At 73.3% G+C, this 14,944-nt stretch carries 13 protein-coding genes; 8 read left to right on the top strand and 5 right to left on the bottom strand.

The window, feature by feature from the left end; all coding sequences use genetic code 11:
• Positions 1 to 5: 5 nt before the first annotated feature.
• Complete coding sequence (locus ACZ5OX_RS02010) at positions 6 to 1,619, bottom strand: ABC-F family ATP-binding cassette domain-containing protein (protein ID WP_465628213.1); 1,614 nt, start codon at positions 1,617 to 1,619, stop codon at positions 6 to 8.
• Positions 1,620 to 2,185: 566 nt separating this feature from the next.
• On the opposite strand from ACZ5OX_RS02010, the gene ACZ5OX_RS02015 reads away from it, so the two are divergent.
• The 4 genes from ACZ5OX_RS02015 to ACZ5OX_RS02030 all read left to right on the top strand — a co-directional run bounded on the left by ACZ5OX_RS02015 (position 2,186) and on the right by ACZ5OX_RS02030 (position 6,822).
• Positions 2,186 to 3,409, top strand: a complete 1,224-nt coding sequence (locus ACZ5OX_RS02015; RefSeq protein ID WP_449809255.1) for a trypsin-like serine peptidase — start codon at positions 2,186 to 2,188, stop codon at positions 3,407 to 3,409.
• 196 nt (positions 3,410 to 3,605) lie between these two features.
• Positions 3,606 to 5,243, top strand: coding sequence for an ABC-F family ATP-binding cassette domain-containing protein (locus ACZ5OX_RS02020; protein WP_449789927.1), 1,638 nt, complete (start codon positions 3,606 to 3,608; stop codon positions 5,241 to 5,243).
• Between the two features lie 174 nt (positions 5,244 to 5,417).
• On the top strand, positions 5,418 to 6,101 hold the full coding sequence (locus ACZ5OX_RS02025; protein WP_465628215.1) for a nitroreductase family protein: 684 nt from the start codon (positions 5,418 to 5,420) through the stop codon (positions 6,099 to 6,101).
• A gap of 118 nt (positions 6,102 to 6,219) precedes the next feature.
• Positions 6,220 to 6,822, top strand: coding sequence for a GNAT family N-acetyltransferase (locus tag ACZ5OX_RS02030; protein WP_465628217.1), 603 nt, complete (start codon positions 6,220 to 6,222; stop codon positions 6,820 to 6,822).
• Between the two features lie 119 nt (positions 6,823 to 6,941).
• Here ACZ5OX_RS02030 and ACZ5OX_RS02035 read toward each other — a convergent pair whose 3' ends face one another.
• On the bottom strand, positions 6,942 to 7,895 hold the full coding sequence (locus ACZ5OX_RS02035; protein WP_465628219.1) for an aldo/keto reductase: 954 nt from the start codon (positions 7,893 to 7,895) through the stop codon (positions 6,942 to 6,944).
• A 109-nt stretch (positions 7,896 to 8,004) separates the two neighbouring features.
• Positions 8,005 to 8,289 (bottom strand): SGNH/GDSL hydrolase family protein, encoded by a 285-nt coding sequence (locus tag ACZ5OX_RS02040; RefSeq protein WP_465628221.1) that lies wholly within the window; start codon positions 8,287 to 8,289, stop codon positions 8,005 to 8,007.
• A 315-nt stretch (positions 8,290 to 8,604) separates the two neighbouring features.
• Here ACZ5OX_RS02040 and ACZ5OX_RS02045 point away from each other — a divergent pair, with 315 nt between their 5' ends.
• The 3 genes from ACZ5OX_RS02045 to ACZ5OX_RS02055 all read left to right on the top strand — a co-directional run bounded on the left by ACZ5OX_RS02045 (position 8,605) and on the right by ACZ5OX_RS02055 (position 12,560).
• Positions 8,605 to 9,201: a choice-of-anchor C family protein gene (locus ACZ5OX_RS02045; protein ID WP_465628223.1), complete on the top strand. Its 597-nt coding sequence runs from the start codon at positions 8,605 to 8,607 to the stop codon at positions 9,199 to 9,201.
• 218 nt (positions 9,202 to 9,419) lie between these two features.
• On the top strand, positions 9,420 to 10,955 hold the full coding sequence (locus tag ACZ5OX_RS02050) for a carbohydrate binding domain-containing protein (RefSeq protein ID WP_465628225.1): 1,536 nt from the start codon (positions 9,420 to 9,422) through the stop codon (positions 10,953 to 10,955).
• A 201-nt stretch (positions 10,956 to 11,156) separates the two neighbouring features.
• Positions 11,157 to 12,560: an SDR family NAD(P)-dependent oxidoreductase gene (locus tag ACZ5OX_RS02055; RefSeq protein WP_465628227.1), complete on the top strand. Its 1,404-nt coding sequence runs from the start codon at positions 11,157 to 11,159 to the stop codon at positions 12,558 to 12,560.
• Positions 12,561 to 12,591: 31 nt separating this feature from the next.
• Here ACZ5OX_RS02055 and ACZ5OX_RS02060 read toward each other — a convergent pair whose 3' ends face one another.
• Both ACZ5OX_RS02060 and ACZ5OX_RS02065 read right to left on the bottom strand, forming a co-directional pair.
• Positions 12,592 to 13,023: a hypothetical protein gene (locus tag ACZ5OX_RS02060; protein ID WP_465628229.1), complete on the bottom strand. Its 432-nt coding sequence runs from the start codon at positions 13,021 to 13,023 to the stop codon at positions 12,592 to 12,594.
• A 76-nt stretch (positions 13,024 to 13,099) separates the two neighbouring features.
• Complete coding sequence (locus ACZ5OX_RS02065) at positions 13,100 to 13,687, bottom strand: TetR/AcrR family transcriptional regulator (RefSeq protein ID WP_465628230.1); 588 nt, start codon at positions 13,685 to 13,687, stop codon at positions 13,100 to 13,102.
• A 109-nt stretch (positions 13,688 to 13,796) separates the two neighbouring features.
• Here ACZ5OX_RS02065 and ACZ5OX_RS02070 point away from each other — a divergent pair, with 109 nt between their 5' ends.
• The gene (locus tag ACZ5OX_RS02070; RefSeq protein ID WP_465628231.1) at positions 13,797 to 14,816 is read left to right on the top strand and encodes a hypothetical protein; all 1,020 of its coding nucleotides are present in this window, start codon (positions 13,797 to 13,799) and stop codon (positions 14,814 to 14,816) included.
• Positions 14,817 to 14,944 lie beyond the last annotated feature (128 nt).

Raw genomic sequence — 14,944 nt, forward strand, 5'->3', positions numbered from 1 at the left:
ACTCGCTACATCGGCGCCACCGCCCGCAGTTCGCCGTCCAGCTCCAGCCACCGGGTGAGCCCCAGGCCGCGCAGGAACGGCAGGTCGTGGCTGGCCACGATCAGCGCGCCCTGGTACGCGGCCAGTGCCTGGGTGAGCTGGCGGACGCTGGCGAGGTCCAGGTTGTTGGTCGGCTCGTCGAGCAGCAGCAGCTGCGGCGGCGGGTCGGCCAGCAGCAGGGCGGCCAGCGTCGCGCGGAAGCGCTCGCCTCCGGAGAGGGTGGCGGCGGGCTGGTCGGCCCTGGCACCGCGGAACAGGAAGCGGGCGAGCCGGGCGCGGACCGCGTTGTCCCCGGCGGCGGGGGCGAACCGCTTGACGTTCTCCACCACGGAGCTCTCGTCGTCCAGCAGGTCGAGCCGCTGCGGGAGGTGCCGCAGCGGCACCGGGGTGATGACCTCCCCTGCCAGCGGGGCGAGTTCGCCCGCGATGGTGCGCAGCAGGGTGGTCTTGCCGGCGCCGTTGCGGCCGACCAGGGCGATCCGCTCGGGCCCGCGCAGGTCGAGGGCGGCGGTGGTGCCGTAGGGCAGCCGGACCTTGTCCAGGGTGAGCACGGTGCGCCCGGCCGGGACGGCGGTGCGGGGCAGGTCGATCCTGATCTCGGCGTCGTCCCGCACCGCCTCCTCGGCCACGCTGAGCCGGGCCTTGGCCTCCTCCAGGCGCTCGGTGTGCATGCCCTGGAGACGGCCGGCCGTCTCCTGGCCCTTGCGCTTGAGCATCCCGGCGAAGATGTGCGGGTCGTTGCGGGTGACCGAGCGCTTCTTGCCGTAGGCGGCGCTGCGGTCCAGCCGGACCCGGGCTTCGGCCAAGTCCCGTTTCTGGCGCTGGACGTCGGCCTCGGCGTTGCGCAGCTGCCGCTCGGCCGTCTCCTGCTGGGCCGCGAGGGTGCGTTCGTAGTCCTCGAAGTTTCCTCCGTACCAGGTGACTTCGCCGTCCCTGAGGTCGGCGATCTGGTCGACGTGCCGGAGCAGCTCGCGGTCGTGGCTGACGATCAGCATCACGCCGTTCCAGCCGGCCACCGTCTCGTAGAGCCGCTCGCGGGCGGCCCGGTCGAGGTTGTTGGTGGGCTCGTCGAGCAGCAGGACGTCGGGGCGGGCCATCAGCAGGGCGGCCAGCCGCAGCAACACCGCCTCGCCGCCGGAGAGTTCGCCGGTGGTGCGGTCGAGGCCGAGGCGGTGCAGGCCGAGCCGGTCGAGGGTGGCGCGGGCGCGCTCCTCGACGTCCCAGTCGTCACCGATCGCGTCGAAGTGGCGCTGGTCGGTGTCGCCGGACTCGATGGCGTGCAGGGCCTCGCGGGTGGCGCGGATGCCGAGTGCCTCGTCCACCCTCAGGGTGGTGTCGAGCGTCAGCCCCTGGGGCAGGTAGCCGAGTTCGCCGCCCACCCGGACGGTGCCGCCGGTGGGGGTGAGGTCGCCGGCGATCAGCCGCAGCAGGGTGGACTTGCCCGCGCCGTTGAGCCCGATCAGGCCGGTGCGACCGGGGCCGACGGCGAGGTGGAAGCCGTCCAGGACGGGCTTGCCGTCGGGCCACTCGAACGAGAGCTCGGTGCAGAGGACGGCGGTGGTGGTGGGTTGGTGTGCCATACAGGCCTCCCGGGGTGGTTGCCGAAGGGGTGGTGAGCAACACGGGGAGACACCGCGGGTGCGGAACCGGGGACGGCCGGAGGAAACGAAGGGGTGGCGTCACGCAGGGGAGCGCCACGGGCCGTGACTGAGGTCGCACACTCGCGCACCGCGCAACGGCAGCAGGGCCTGCGCGGCGGGGCGGTGTCCCGGGACCTCAGTAGAGCAACGGCCTTCTCCTTGTCTGGCTGATGACCCGGACCACGCTAGGCAGCCCGCACCAGGCGTGCAACCGATTTATCCGGCGGAGGCCCCGGCGGCGCGCCACGGCGAAGGCCCCGGCGGCGCCACGGCGAAGGCCCACTGAGGCCCCGACGGCGCCCCGACGGACGACCCACGGAGGCCCCACGGAGGCCCGGTGCCGATCCCGTGCCGATCCGGTGACGGCCGCGTCCCGGTCCGGGGCAGGTGCCGAGAGGCCGCCGGACGCATGGCAGACTCCTCACCTGCCATGCCTGCGGCCGAGTGGGGCCGCGCCCGGGGAACGGGCCGCATGGCGGTAGTAGTCAACAGGGGGATTTGAACGCATGTCACCGATATCCCGGCCGAGCCGTGCCGTCCTGGGCGCCTCCGTCGCCGCGCTGACCATGGTGGTCGCCACCGCCTGCGGGCCGGACAACGTCGACCCGCCCGCGACCGCGGCTCCCACCGCCGGGGCCAGCGCCGCGGGCACCCCGGGGGCGGCTCCGATCAAGCTTCCGACGCTCGAGGAGCTCAAGACCTGGAAGCTGGAGGACTGGGACAAGTGGGCCCAGGCCAACGTGATCACCCCGGCGGTCAAGGGTTACTGGACGCTGCAGAAGCTGCTGGAGGCCAAGCCGAAGCCGCTGCCGCAGCCCGCGCCGGACGCGACCCAGCCGCCCGCACAGCCCACCGGCGCCGCCCCGGCCACCGGCGCGCCCACCGCCGCCGCGCCCACCACGCAGCCCACCGCGGCCCAGCCCGGCGGCGCCGACCAGCTGCCCGCCGTCGTCCCGGCCAAGCCCGTGGCGCACCCGTTCCCGAAGAACATGCACGTCAACGGCAAGATCTTCTTCAAGGACGGCAACGAGGACTACGTCTGCTCCGGCACCGTCGTCTCCGACCCGGCCAACCCGGGCAAGAGCAACCTGGTGTGGACCGCCAGCCACTGCCTGCACGGCGGCAAGGGCAACAAGTACTACACCGACATCACCTTCGCCCCGGCCTTCAACAGCAACGGCGTGCTGAGCAACGGCAACAAGCAGGCCAAGCTGGAGGACGCCGAGCCGTACGGCGAGTGGACCGCCACCTCCGGCATGGTCTCGCCGCAGTGGGCCGCCGAGGCCGACCCGGAGAAGGGCGGCCCCTGGAGCCAGTACGACTTCGGGATCATCAAGGTCGCCAACCCCAACCCGGGCGGCAAGTCGCTGGAGGAGACCGTCGGCGGTTCCGTCCCGCTCTGGTTCAACGCCCCGCGTGACCAGGTCGGTGCCGTCAGCAACTACGGCTTCCCGGAGGGCAAGCCCTTCGACGGCGTGGAGCTGGAGCACTGCGACGGCGGCAAGCCGTCCAAGAAGACCGGCGACCCGAGCCGCCCGGCGATGCTGCTGATCGGCTGCAACATGACCGGCGGCAGCAGCGGCGGCGGCTGGTACGCGACCAAGGACGGCAAGCCCGCCCTGGTCAGCGACACCTCCATCGGCAACGGCGCGAACACCTACGAGGCCGGTCCGTACCTGGAGGACGTGGCCCAGCACATGTTCGAGTACTTCTCGAAGAAGGCCAAGTGATCAGCACCAGGTGACCGGCCCGGAGTGACCGGCCCGGAGTGATCGGCATCGAGTGATCGGCATCGAGTGATCAGGGCCGAGTGATCAGGCCCGACTGATCAGGCCCGACTGATCAGGGGGCGGGGGCCGCGGCAGGACAGCCGCGGCCTCCGCCTTTTCGGCCGCGCGCCCCGCTCCTCCTACAATCGGCCCCATCATGAGCGCGACACTCGTAGTCAAGGACCTCAGCGCCGGCCACGGCGAACGCACCCTCTTCTCCGGCCTGGACCTGGTCATCGCCCCCGGCGACGTGATCGGCCTGGTCGGCGTGAACGGCGCCGGCAAGTCGACCCTGCTGCGCCTGCTGGCCGGCCTGGACACCCCCGAGGGCGGGTCGCTGCGGCTGAGCCCGGCGGGCGCCAACGTCGGCCACCTGCCGCAGGAGCCGGAGCGCCGCGAGGGCGAGTCGGTGCGCGACTTCCTGGCCCGCCGCACCGGCGTGGCGGCCGCGCAGGCCGCGCTGGACGAGGCCACCGAGGGCCTGGTCGAGGGCCGGGCGGGCGCCGACGACGCGTACGCCGCCGGCCTGGAGCGCTGGCTGGACCTCGGCGGCGCCGACCTGGAGGAGCGCGCCGAGGAGGTCGCCGACTCGCTCGGGCTGAAGGTCTCGCTGGACCTGCCGATGACCGCCCTGTCCGGCGGCCAGGCCGCCCGGGCCGGCCTCGCCTCGCTGCTGCTCTCCCGCTACGACGTCTTCCTGCTCGACGAGCCCACCAACGACCTCGACCTGGACGGCCTGGAGCGGCTGGAGTCCTTCGTCAAGGGCCTGCGCGCGGGCACCGTGCTGATCAGCCACGACCGCGAGTTCCTGGCCCGCACCGTGACCAAGGTGCTGGAGCTGGACCTGCACCAGCAGCAGGTCAACCTGTACGGCGGCGGTTACGAGGCGTACCTGGAGGAGCGCGCGGTGGCCCGCCGGCACGCCCGCGAGGAGTACGAGGAGTACGCCGACACCAAGGCCGGGCTGGAGGCCCGGGCGCGGATGCAGCGCGGCTGGATGGAGAACGGCGTGCGCAACGCCCGCCGCAAGTCCTCCGACAACGACAAGATCGGCCGCGCGATGCGCACCGAGTCCACCGAGAAGCAGGCCGCCAAGGCCCGGCAGACCCAGCGGATGATCGAGCGGCTGGACGTGGTCGAGGAGCCGCGCAAGGAGTGGGAGCTGCGGATGGAGATCGCCACCGCGCCGCGCTCCGGCTCGGTGGTCGCCACCCTGCGCGGGGCGAGCGCCCGACGCGGCGACTTCGCCTTCGGTCCGGTGGACCTGCAGATCGACTGGGCCGACCGGGTCGCCATCACCGGCGCCAACGGCGCGGGCAAGTCCACGCTGCTGGCCGCCCTGCTGGGCCGGCTCGAACTCGACGCCGGCAGCGCCTCGCTGGGCTCCGGCGTGGTGGTCGGCGAGGTGGACCAGGCGCGCGGGCTGTTCCTCGGCGGGGAGCCGCTGCTGGAGGCCTTCGCGGCCGCCGTGCCGGAGCTCTCGCCGGAGGACGTGCGCACCCTGCTGGCCAAGTTCGGCCTCAAGGCGGTGCACGTGCTGCGCCCGGCCGACACCCTCTCCCCCGGCGAGCGCACCCGGGCCGCGCTGGCGCTGCTGCAGGCCCGCGGGGTGAACCTGCTGGTGCTGGACGAGCCCACCAACCACCTGGACCTGCCCGCGATCGAGCAGTTGGAGTCGGCGCTCGGCTCGTACACCGGCACCCTGCTGCTGGTCACCCACGACCGGCGGATGCTGGACACGGTGTCGGTGAACCGGCGGATCGAGGTCCGGGACGGGCGGGTGCACGAGCACTGAGCCGGGCAGCGGCGGCAGGGGCGGTGCCGGCCTCCGGGTCGGTGCCGGCCTCCGGGTCGGTGCCGGCCTCCGAGTCGGTGCCGGCCTCCGAGTCGGCGCTTGACCGGCGATTGGTCTCTACCTCTCGGTCTGTACCTCTTCCCGGCGGGGCCGTCATGTGCTGTGCTGTCCGCCATGGTTGACAGCACAGACAGCGCCGTGGCGGGAACGTCCCACCCGACCGTCCCGCTCATCCCCATGACGGTGCCCGCCCACGAGGCCGAGGCCCGCAGCAGGTCCTTCCACGAGGTGATGGCCCAGCGCCGGACCGTCCGCGACTACTCCACCCGCCCGATCCCGGACGGGGTGGTCGAGTGGGCGGTCCGGACCGCGAGCACCGCGCCCAGCGGCGCACACGTCCAGCCCTGGCGGTTCGTGGTGATCACCGACCCGGAGCGCAAGCGGCGGCTGCGCGAGGCGGCCGAGGCCGAGGAGCGCGAGTTCTACCACCACCGGGCGTCGGAGGAGTGGCTGGCCGCGCTCGCCCCGATCGGCACCGACTGGCACAAGCCGTTCCTGGAGGACGCGCCGGCCGTGATCGTGGTGTTCGAGGTGCACAAGGGCCCCGACTCGCCGCGTCCGTACTACACCAAGGAGTCGGTGGGGATCGCGGTCGGTCTGCTGCTGGCCACGCTGCACCAGGCCGGACTGGCCACGCTGACCCACACCCCGAGCCCGATGAAGTTCCTCAACGAGGTGTGCGACCGCCCGGCGGAGGAACGCGCGGCGTACGTGATCCCGGTCGGTTACCCGGCCGAGGGGGCGCGCGTGCCGGACCTGCGGCGCAAGGAGCTGGACGAGGTGATGGTCCGGCTCTGACCGCCGGGGTGCGACCGGGCGCGGCCGGGCCGGTCGGCGCCGGCTCGCGGCCGGACGCGCCCGCCGCCGGAGGCAATCCGGGTGCTGACAGGTCCTGGCCAAGGCGATAATCGCCGTCATGAGCCAAGCACAGTCACGGTCCTGTGGCCTCGCTCCACCGGTCGTGGAGGCGACCGCCGGGCGGCCGCCGGAACAGCTGCGGCTGCCCGGCGGCCTCTGGCTGCGGCGGCGCCGCAGCACCCACGCGGCGGCGCTGAACCGGGCCGTCCGCGCCAACCTGGAGCACCTGCGGCCGTGGATGGAGTGGGCGGCCGAGGCCCCCTCCCGGGCGCAGACCGCCGAACTGACCAGGGCCGGCGCGGCCGCCTGGGAGGCCGGCACCGACTTCATGTACCTGGCCGGCCTGGACGCCGAACCCGGCGGTGTGATCGGCGCCCTCGGCCTGCACGGGCGGATCGGCCCGGGCGGGCTGGAGATCGGCTACTGGGTCGCCGCCCGGCACGTCGGCCGCGGCATCGCCACCGCCGCGGCCGGGGCGCTGACCGAGGCCGCACTGGCGCTGCCCGGGATCACCCGGGTGGAGATCCGCTGCGACCAGGCGAACGGCGCCAGCGCGGCCGTCCCGCGCAAGCTCGGCTACCGGCTGGACCGGATCGCCGAGGCCGCCGTCCGGGCTCCGGGCGAGACCGGACGACAGCTGGTGTGGGTGATGGAGCGCTGACCGGCCGCCGTCGGGGCGTCGACGGCACCGCCAGTAGCCGCCCGCCAGTGGCACCCGCCGGGCGTCGACGGCACCGCCAGTAGCAGCCCGTCCGTGGCACCCGGGCGTCGACGGCACCGTCAGTAGCGCCCGCCGGTCGCGGCCGGCAGCGCGTCCAGTTCGGCCAGGTCCGCCGCCGAGAGCTCGACCGAGGCCGCGCCCACGTTGTCCTCCAGGTAGCGCGGCGTCCTGGTGCCCGGGATCGGGAAGACGTACCGGCCCTGCGCCAGCACCCAGGCCAGCGCGACCTGCGCGGGGGTGGCGCCGATCCGTTCGGCGACCGTCCGGACCCTCCCGACCAGCTCCAGGTTGGCCTTCAGCGCGTCCTGCTGGAAGCGCGGCAGCCGGCGCCGGAAGTCGCCCTCGGGCAGCTCGTCGAAGGACGTGATGCCGCCGGTCAGGAAGCCGCGGCCGAGCGGGGAGAACGGCAGGAAGGCGATGCCCTGTGACTCGGTGTACGGCAGCACGTCGGCCAGCACGTCCCGGGTCCACAGGGACAGCTCGGACTGCACCGAGGCCACCGGGTGCACGGACTGCGCCCGCTTGATCTCCTCGACCGTCGCCTCGGAGAGCCCGATGCTGCGCGCCTTGCCCGCCGCGACGACCTCGGCGAACGCGCCCCAGGTCTCCTCGATCGGGACGTCCGGGTCGACCCGGTGCAGCTGGTAGAGGTCGACGTGGTCGGTGCCCAGCCGGCGCAGGCTCTCGTCGATCGAGCGGCGCACGTGCTCGGGGCGGCCGTTGCGCTCGTGCGGGCCCGAGCCGCCCGGCACGATGCCCACCTTGGTGGCCAGGAAGGCGCGCTCCCGGTACGGGCCGGCCAGCGCGGCACCGACCACCTCCTCGTTGGTGTACGGGCCGTACATGTCGGCGGTGTCGATCAGGCCGACGCCGAGATCCAGCGCCTGCCGGATCACCCGGACCGAGTTCTCGTCGTCCCGGTTCTGCATGTCGTAGGCCCAGGTCATGCCCATGCAGCCGAGACCGATGACGCCGATCTCGGGGCCGCTGGTACCGAACGAGGCGTTGCGCATGACGGTGCTCCCATCGTGGGTTCCGCGGCGTCCGTGGTGGTCGCCGCGGGTGTTCGCTTGGTGGTGCGTGATCAACGCCCTCAGCATTCACCTTGGAGCGCACTCGAGGTCAAGCCCGTTCGAAACCGGTCGAGTTCGATCCCGTTCCGATCCACTCCCGGAAGCCGCCCGCCAGGACCAGCTCCGCAAGCCGTCCGTACCCGCCCGATCCCGGGTGCGCGCCGTCCCCGGCCTCCGCCTCGGCCGTCCAGACCTGATCGGCCGCCAGGGCCTCGGTGACGTCGACGAAGGGGACCTCGGACGCGGCGCAGATCCCTGCCATCGCCGGAACGAGCCGCCGCAGCCGTTCCAGGTGGTCCGCTCCCCCGCAGACCACCGGCGGCGGACCGACCACCGGGGCGAGATCCGGGGGGCGTCGAAGCCGGTTCGTATGGTCATCGGCCCACCGTAGGGGTGTGCGCAGGGCGCGCGCCTCCGGTTTCACCACCGGGCACGAAGCCCCCGGCCGTCAACCCTCGTTGTTCGCCCCCACACCTTCCACCCGGCCATCACCGGCGGCCACCCGGCAAACCGGCGCGCGAGAGCCCGCCCACGAACCCCCCGCACCACCGGGCGCCACCGGTCCCGACTTGGCAGGGCCGGCCGCAGCGGTCGACGCTCTGACCACGGCCGACCAACGCGGTCGGCCACCAGGGAAGTTGGGGAACCCATGTCGCTCTCGCGCACGCGTATCACCGTCGTCGCCCTGCTCGCGGCCACCGCCACCGTGCTCACCGCCCCGGCGCAGGCCGACGGCGGGCACCGCGCGGCCGGCCGCTTCGACGGCGGCGGCTTCGAGTACCCCAAGGCCCCGGCGAACGCCTTCGTCACCGTGGCCGCCAACCAGGCCATCGGCCCCTGGCGGGTCACCGCGGGCAACGTCGACCTGATCGGCGCCGGCTTCTGGCAGGCCGCCGAGGGCGACCAGTCCATCGACCTCAACGGAAGCACCAACGGCGCCATCGCCCAGACCTTCGCCACCGTGCCCGGCACCACCTACACGGTGACGTACGCGCTGGCCGGCAACCCGGCGGGCGGCACCCCGATGCGGACCGGGGCGGCCCGGATCGACGGCCAGGACTTCCAGGCGTTCAGCTTCGACACCACCGGCCGGACGACCTCCGCGATGGGCTACGTGGGGCGGCAGTTCACCTTCGTCGCACAGAACCCCACCACCACCCTGGGCTTCACCAGCACCGTGGCCGGCGCGTACGGGCCGGTGATCGACAACGTCCAGGTCAAGGAGTGCAAGTCCTGCTGCGAATGACCGGCCGGCCGCCGACCGACCACCGTCTTAACCGTTCCTAAAACCTGCCCTCGGTGAGGCGTCCGGGCCCGGGAAGTGCTTGACGTGCACAGCTGGTCTAGTCCAGTTTGATGCTCAGCACCGCGCTCCCCACGCACCGGACCACCCCCAGGCCGCCGCCCGCCCCGTGTCTCCCCCCTCGCGGCGCGGGCGGCCACCACGTCCCGAGAGGCACCCCCATGCCCAGCGCGCCCCAGCACGCCCCCACGCACCGCCGCCCCGCCCGCCGGACCACCCTGCTGAGCCTCGCCGCCGCCACCGCGCTCGCCGCCGCAGGTCTGGCCGCCCTCGCCGGGAACGCCGGCGCCGCCGACGGGAACCTGCTCGCCAACGGCGGCCTGGAGAGCGGCGCGCTCGGCCCCTGGAGCTGCTCCGCCGGCACCGGCAGCGTGGTCAACTCCGGTGCGCACAGCGGGACGTACGCCCTCAAGGGGGCGGTGAGCGCCGGCGACACCGCGCAGTGCGGCCAGACCGTCAGCGTCCAGCCCAACACCAAGTACACCCTCAGCGCCTGGGTGCAGGGCCAGTACGTCTACCTCGGCGCCACCGGCAGCGGCGTCACCGACCCGGCCACCTGGACCGCGGGCGGAGCCAACTGGCAGCAGCTGTCCACCAGTTTCGCCACCGGACCGGCCACCACCAGCGTCACCGTCTACCTGCACGGCTGGTACGGGCAGGGCGGCTACCTCGCCGATGACGTCGTCCTGACCGGCCCCGGCGGCGGCAACCCGTCCACCCCGCCGCCGAGTTCGACCCCGCCGAGCCCGACCGGCACCCCGACCGGAACCCCGACCGGCACGCCCACCGGCGGCCCGACCACCCCGGCGCCGAACGTCGCACTCCCGGTCGCCCCGTACATCGACATGGGCGCCTGGCCCACCCCCTCGATGCCCGACATGGCCAAGGCCGGCGGCCTCAAGGGCTACACGATGGGCTTCGTCACCGGCGTCGGCTGCAAGGCCAGCTGGTTCAACGCCTACGACCCGCGCACCGCCTGGGCCAAGGACCAGGTGGACGCGCTGCGCGCGGCCGGCGGGGACGTCAAGGTCTCCTTCGGCGGCGCGGCCGGCACCGAACTCGCCGCCGCCTGCACCACGGTGGACTCGCTGTTCGCCGAGTACGACGCCGTGGTGAACGCCTACGGCCTGCGCTACGTCGACTTCGACATCGAGGGCGCGGCCATCGCCGACACCGCCGCCAACGAGCGCCGCTCCGCCGCGCTCGCCAAGCTGCAGCAGGCCCACCCGGGCCTCAGGATCTCCTTCACCCTGCCCGTCCTGCCCGAGGGCCTGACCGCCGAGGGTGTCGCCATCGTCAAGTCCGCCCGGGACGCCGGGGTGGCCGTCGACCTGGTCAACATCATGGCGATGGACTACTACCGCAACGGGACCGACTACGGCAACGCCGCCGTGCAGGCCGCGCAGTCGCTGTTCGGCCAGCTCAAGGCGCTCCACCCGGCGAAGACCGACGCCCAGCTGTGGGCGATGGTCGGCGTCACCCCGATGATCGGCGAGAACGACGACCACCAGATCTACAACCAGGCCGACGCCCAGCAGTTGGTGGCCTTCGCCCGGCAGAACCACATCGGGATGCTCTCCTTCTGGGACGCCACCCGGGACGCCAACGCCTGCACCGGGGGCTCGCTGTCCACGTGCACCAACATTCCGCAGCAGCCGTACGAGTTCGCGAAGATCCTCGGCCAGTACGCGGGCTGAGCCCACGGGCCACCGCCGGCCGCACATCACCACCCCGTGCCACGGCCTCACGTCACCACCTGAGGCCACCAGCTGAGATCGCCACCTGAGGCCACCACCTGAGATCACCACCTGGCGTCACCCACCGGCGGAAATTGGCATCTCATCGTCCCGGACCGTCCATTACAGTCCCTCCCACCTGTACGGCACGAGGGGGCGGACATGACGGTCCGGGACGACCACGACCAACTGATCACCATCCATCCGGCGGGCGACGCCGCCCGCACCGGCGACGTCACCGCCGAGGAACTCGCCGCCTTCGGCCGCACCCTCGGCCGGCTGCGGGCACTCCCCGCCCACGACCGCACCCGGTTGCACGCCGAGCGACAGCTCAGCTCGTTCGTGATGGAGAGCCGCAAGCGCCGCCGCCAGGAGGCCCGGCAGGCCCGGCGGCAGGCCGACGCCGACCTGCTCGCCACCACCGCGACCGGCAGCCGGACCCGCCGCGAGGACGCGCCGCTGACGCCCGCGAACGGGCCGGTCGGCGAGCTGCTGGTGCCGCGCAAGTGCTACGTCTGCAAGCAGTCCTACCGCCGGGTCGACGGCTTCTACCACATGCTCTGCCCCGACTGCGCGACCGACAACACCGCCCGCCGGGCCCTGGGCACCGACCTGCGCGGGCGCCGGGCGCTGCTCACCGGCGGGCGGGTGAAGATCGGCTTCCAGCTCGCCCTGATGATGCTGCGGGACGGTGCCGAGCTGATCGTCACCAGCCGCTTCCCGCAGGACACCGTCCGCCGCTTCCGCGTCGCGGAGGGCAGCGGGCAGTGGTGGGACCGGCTCAGCGTCGTCGGCATCGACCTCCGCGACCCGCGCCAGGTCATCGGCCTGACCGAGCGGTTGCGCGCCGAGGGGCGCCCGCTCGACATCCTGGTCAACAACGCCGCACAGACCCTGCGCCGTCCGCCGGAGTCGTACGCGCTGCTGGCCGCGGGCGAGCAGGACGCCCTGCCCGCCGCCGACCGCCGGGCGATCGACCACGCGCCCGGCTTCCGGCCGGTCACCGGTCTCGCCCAACTACCCTCGGGCGCCGGGTCGTTGCTGGACATCACCGACGAGGCCGGGCTGCTGCCCGACCTCGCGCCCGCCAACTCCTGGTCCGCCACGCTCGGTTCGCTCGATCCGGCGGAGGTACTGGAGACCCAGCTGGTCAACGCGCTGGCCCCGGCCCTGCTCTGCGACCGACTGCTCCCCCTGCTGCTGGCCTCGCCGCACCCCGCCCGCTATATCGTCAACGTCACGGCGGTGGAGGGCCGGTTCGCCGTCCGCAACAAGACCGCCCGGCACCCGCACACCAACATGGCGAAGGCCGCGCTCAACATGCTCACCCGCACCAGCGCCGCCGAACTCGCCACCCGGGGCGTGCACATGTGCGCCGTCGACACCGGCTGGATCACCGACGAGAACCCGGCCCCGAAGAAGGCCCACCTCACCGCCCAGGGGTTCCGCACCCCGCTGGACATCGTGGACGGCGCGGCCCGGGTCTACGACCCGATCGTCCGCGGCGAGGCCGGGAACCCGGTGTCGGGGGTGTTCCTCAAGGACTACCGGGTGGCACCGTGGTGACGCGCCCGCGGCGACGGGCGGCCGGGACGGCTCAGGTGTCGTAGCAGCCGCACCAGGGGGCGTCGAAGCCGAGGCCGTCCGGGTACAGCTCGAAGTGGACCCGCTCGTCCTCGCCGGCATCCTCGTCCACCTCGTCCTCCTCATAGTCCTCGCGGACCAGGCCGAACAGCTCGCCGTCGACGTGCACGGCGAACGGGGCGATCGCGATGTCCCCGTACTCCCGGCCCGGCAGGGCGTCGAGCCACTCCGCCAGCAGCCGCTCGGCCTCCGGCGCCGCGTCGGTGGAGCGTATCTGCGAGTCGAGGTGCCGACCGGCGGCGTCGAAGCGGTGCAGGACGGCGCAGTACCGGCCGACACCGAGACAGAGGGCCGAGGCGAGGAACTGGCCGCCCTGCCAGCGGCCGATGGTGCCGGTGCGGTGGTCGGGCTCGTGCTTGATCGGGATGACCTCGGGAACGTTCACGGTCGAACCCTACGGGTGACCTGTGACAACGGCCCGGCGCGGGGAGCGTGCCCGGCGGCCGGTGGAACGCGGCTCGCTAGCCCTGCGCCCGTCCGCGCACCAGCGGCAGGTACACCTCGTCCACGATCTCCACCAGGACGTCGTCCGGCACGGTCGGCACCCCGCGCACCACGAACTCGTTGCGCAGCAGCACCACCGCCACCGTCGCCACGCGGGGGTGCAGCGCCTCGGGAGCCGCCTCGCCGCGGGCGACCGCACGGCCCAGGACGGTGAGCCAGGGCGCGGCCGCGGCGTCGCCGGACTGGTCCTGCAGCTGCGCCAGGAACTCCGTCGCACCGCCGGCCGCGGCCAGCAGCTCGCGCAGCACGGCACCCAGCGGGGAACTCCAGTGGCGGTTCGCCTGGCGCAGCAACTCCAGCACGTCGCCGCGCAGTTCACCGGCGTCCGGGACCGGGGCCGCCTTCGCGAGCTGCTTGTACGCGGCGAGGCCGAGCGCCAGCCGGTTGGGCCAGCGGCGGTAGATGGCGTTCTTGTTGGTGCCGGCGCGGGCTGCGACCTTGTCCATGGTCAGCCCGGCGAACCCGGCGTCGGCGAGCTCCTCCACCGCCGCCCGCAGGATCGCCTCCTCCAGCGCCGCCCCGCGCCGCCGCGTCTGCCCGGCCATGCCGCCGCCCTCTCCGTAGACCGCCCCCATCCTTCTTGCCGTCGGCGACCCCAGGCAACTACGGTACTGGGCGTACCGTAAATTTCCTCTCGCCGGAAGGCAGGAAAGCGTGCGTACCAAGGGAATCAGCTACGACACCGGATTCATCAGGAACGGGACGCACTCCCGGGCCCGGTTCGACCCCGAGGTGGTGGAACGCGAACTGCGGATCATCCGGGACGAGCTGCACTGCAACGCGGTCCGCATCATGGGCGGCGACGCCGACCGGATCGAGCTCGCCGCCCGGCGGGCCGCCGCGCTCGGCCTGGAGGTCTGGTACTCCCCGTACCCTCTGGAACTCACCGCGGAGGAGATGCTGGAGCTGTTCGCCGACTGCGCCGAGCGCGCGGAACGGCTGCGGCGGGGCGGGGCCGAGGTGGTGTTCGTGGCGGGCGCCGAGCTCAGCCTGATGAACCCGGGCTTCCTACCCGGCGCCGACACCGGCGAGCGGATCGCCCTGCTCGCGCGGCCCGAGCAGGTGCGCGAGCACCTCGGCGCGGTCAGCGGCCGGGTCAACGCGTTCCTCGACCGGGCGGTGACCGCGGTACGCGAGCGCTTCGGCGGGCGGGTCACGTACGCCTCGGTGCCGCTGGAGCGGGTGGACTGGGAGCCCTTCGACCTGGTCTCACTGGACCTGTACCGCTCCGCCGAGACCGCCGACCGCTTCGCCGACGGCGTCCGCGACCTCACGGCCCAGGGCAAGCCGGTCGCCGTCACCGAGTTCGGCTCCGCCACCTACCGCGGTGCCGGCGACCGCGGCGCACTCGGCCTGGACGTCGTCGAGTACGACGACAACGGACCGGTCCGCCTCGACGGCACCTACCAGCGCGACGAGGCCGCACAGGCCGCCCATCTGCGCGAACTGCTGGAAGCCTTCGACACCGGCGGCATCGACGCCACCTTCGTCTTCACCCTCGCCCTCTACGACCATGTCCACCGCCCGAACGGCGACCCCCGCGACGACCTCGACCTCGCCAGCTACGGCATCACCAAGACCTACGAGGACCGCCCGGGCACCACCTACCCCGGCGTCCCCTGGGACCCGAAGAAAGCTTTCTTCACCCTCGCCGAGTACTACGCCACCCACTGACCACGCCCCCTGTTGCGTGGGGGGGCGGCCCTGGCGACCTCCCCCCCCCACCACGGAACAACCCACACCCACCCCCCCAACAAAGCACCCCCCCCCGCTCCCTCCCCCCCCCCTTCCCCCCCCCCTTT

The sequence above is a fragment of the Kitasatospora sp. NPDC032121 genome, from assembly GCF_055580145.1.

Coding starts and splice junctions, on each gene's coding strand:
- ACZ5OX_RS02010 (WP_465628213.1), bottom strand. CDS start 1,619: ATGGCACACCAACCCACCACCACCGCCGTCCTCTGCACCGAGCTCTCG.
- ACZ5OX_RS02015 (WP_449809255.1), top strand. CDS start 2,186: ATGTCACCGATATCCCGGCCGAGCCGTGCCGTCCTGGGCGCCTCCGTC.
- ACZ5OX_RS02020 (WP_449789927.1), top strand. CDS start 3,606: ATGAGCGCGACACTCGTAGTCAAGGACCTCAGCGCCGGCCACGGCGAA.
- ACZ5OX_RS02025 (WP_465628215.1), top strand. CDS start 5,418: ATGGTTGACAGCACAGACAGCGCCGTGGCGGGAACGTCCCACCCGACC.
- ACZ5OX_RS02030 (WP_465628217.1), top strand. CDS start 6,220: ATGAGCCAAGCACAGTCACGGTCCTGTGGCCTCGCTCCACCGGTCGTG.
- ACZ5OX_RS02035 (WP_465628219.1), bottom strand. CDS start 7,895: ATGCGCAACGCCTCGTTCGGTACCAGCGGCCCCGAGATCGGCGTCATC.
- ACZ5OX_RS02045 (WP_465628223.1), top strand. CDS start 8,605: ATGTCGCTCTCGCGCACGCGTATCACCGTCGTCGCCCTGCTCGCGGCC.
- ACZ5OX_RS02050 (WP_465628225.1), top strand. CDS start 9,420: ATGCCCAGCGCGCCCCAGCACGCCCCCACGCACCGCCGCCCCGCCCGC.
- ACZ5OX_RS02055 (WP_465628227.1), top strand. CDS start 11,157: ATGACGGTCCGGGACGACCACGACCAACTGATCACCATCCATCCGGCG.
- ACZ5OX_RS02065 (WP_465628230.1), bottom strand. CDS start 13,687: ATGGCCGGGCAGACGCGGCGGCGCGGGGCGGCGCTGGAGGAGGCGATC.